This window comes from Bacillota bacterium (genome assembly GCA_040754675.1).
Taxonomy (GTDB): domain Bacteria; phylum Bacillota; class Limnochordia; order Limnochordales; family Geochordaceae; genus Geochorda.
Genome location: JBFMCJ010000653.1, coordinates 1 through 2137, shown reverse-complemented (window position 1 = coordinate 2137; position 2137 = coordinate 1). Strand labels below are relative to the sequence as shown.

Annotated in this window: 2 protein-coding genes; one reads left to right on the top strand and one right to left on the bottom strand. The window is 70.6% G+C overall.

The window, feature by feature from the left end:
* On the bottom strand, positions 1-837 hold an 837-nt coding region (locus AB1609_22115; protein ID MEW6049130.1), incomplete at its 3' end, for an NAD-dependent epimerase/dehydratase family protein.
* Positions 838-1017: 180 nt separating this feature from the next.
* Between AB1609_22115 and AB1609_22110 the strand changes: the two genes are divergently transcribed.
* On the top strand, positions 1018-2137 hold a 1120-nt coding region (locus tag AB1609_22110), incomplete at its 3' end, for a TIGR04053 family radical SAM/SPASM domain-containing protein (protein MEW6049129.1).

Sequence of the window (2137 nt, the reverse complement as noted above, 5' to 3'; positions counted from 1 at the left end):
CCGGGTGAGCGCCGGCGGCCGGCGCGTGACGACGGCAGCTCCTTCCATTGCCCAGGCCGCCGCCCGCACGAGCGGCCGGGGAGCGCGGCGGGACGGGGGGCGCACGCCGGCAGCCCGCGCCAGCGCCTCGATCATCTCGCGAAACGTCACATTGTGGCCGCCGAGGATGTAGCGCTGGCCTGTCTTGCCGCGTTCGGCGGCGGCCAGGTGGCCTGCCACCACGTCGTCGATGTCACAGAAGTTGGTGCCGCCCCCCGCCCAGGCGGGCAGAGCCCCCCGGGCCACCAGGTCGACAAGGGAGCCGGGGCGCGGGCTTTCATCGCCCATGATGGTGGCGGGGTTCACGATGACCGCGTCGAGCCCCCGCCGCACCCCTTCCAGCACCCGCTGCTCGGCCTCCCACTTGGAGATCGCGTACTGGATGCCAAGCCGGTAGCCGTTGAACGGGAAGCTCTCGTCCGCCACCTCGCCCCGGTCGGGAAAGCCCACCGCCGCCACCGAACTCGTGTAGACCAGCCGCTTCACGCCGGCCCGGAGCGCCTCGGTGACCACCCGCCGGGTGCCCTCGACGTTGACCGCCCACTGGCGGGCGCGGGCTGCCCGCCACCACGAGAGGTCTGCGGCCACGTGGAAGACCCAGTCCACGCCGTCCATCGTCCCCTTGAGCGATTCGGGTTCCGTTAGGTCGGCGACGACGTGCTGCACCGGGAGGCCCTGCAGGCGCTCCGCCGGCGACGTGGCGCGGCGAACGACGGTCACCTCGTGCCCGGCCTCAAGCAGCGCCCTCACCAGATGGCGGCCCACGAACCCCGTTGCTCCCGTCACCATCGCACGCATGCCACTGGGCCCCCTATCGCCGCCGCGAAGCTGCGCCCCGCGCGGTACCTCCGGCCGTGATAGGCGTCACGTGACAGATCGGCGCGTCCGGGTGATAATCTTGAGCAGAACTCGGGCAAGCTGAGCAAACCTAACTCCCCGGCCTTGCCGGGCAACCTGGAGCGAGTTGCCGTGAAATCCATGCGCCACCCAATCCGCCGCGCCCGCTACGACCTGTCCGAGCGGCCGTTCATCGTCATCTGGGAACTGACGCGGGCCTGCGACCTGGCCTGCCAGCATTGCCGGGCCGAGGCCATACCGGAGCGCCACCCGCAGGAACTCACCACTGCCGAGGCCCGCCGGCTGCTCGACGACATCGCCTCGTTCGGCCCGCCGCCCCCGCTGTTTGTGATGACCGGCGGCGATCCCTTCAAGCGGCCCGACCTGTTCGAACTGGTCGAGTACGGCACCCGCATCGGCCTGCCGGTGTCGGTATCGCCGTCCGGTACGCCGTCCCTAAGCCGCGAAAACCTCAGGCGGCTGCGGGAGGCCGGCGCCGTTGCGCTGTCGTTGAGCCTGGACGGCTCGACGGCGGCCATCCACGACCGTTTCCGGCAGGTGGACGGGGTGTACGACTGGACGATCGCCGGATGGCAGGCGGCTCGGGAACTGGGCTTCAAGGTGCAGATCAACACCACCGTGGGCCCCCACAACCTTTACGACCTGCCCAACATCGTGGCGCTGGTGCGCCGCTTTGGCGCCATGACGTGGAGCGCCTTCTTCCTGGTTCCGACGGGGCGGGGCCGCCAGCTTTCGCCCATCACGCCCGAGCAGTTCGAGGACGTGCTGCACTTCCTGTACGATGCCGACAAGGTGGTGTCGCTGAAGACCACTGAGGGCCACCACTTCCGGCGGGTCGTCATCCAGCGCCAGGTCCTGGAACGCCGCGGCATCCCGCCCGAGTCGGTGCTGCCGCTGGGAGAGACGTACAGGCGCCTGCGGCGGGCGCTTGATGAGGTCGCGCCGGACGTTGACCTGAACAGCCCTGGCCCCATGCGCCGGACGCCCCTGGACGTCAATGCGGGGCGCGGCTTTGTCTTCATCTCCCACCTCGGCGTGGTCTACCCGAGCGGTTTCCTGCCGCTCGCAGCCGGCGATGTGCGGGCCCGGACGTTACCGGAGATCTACCGCCACTCGCCGTTGCTGCGCTCGCTTCGGGACCCCGGCCAGCTTGAGGGCCGCTGCGGCCGGTGCGAATTCAGGGAGGTCTGCGGCGGATCCCGGTCCCGGGCGTTCGGCGTGACGGGCAAGGTGCTGGGCG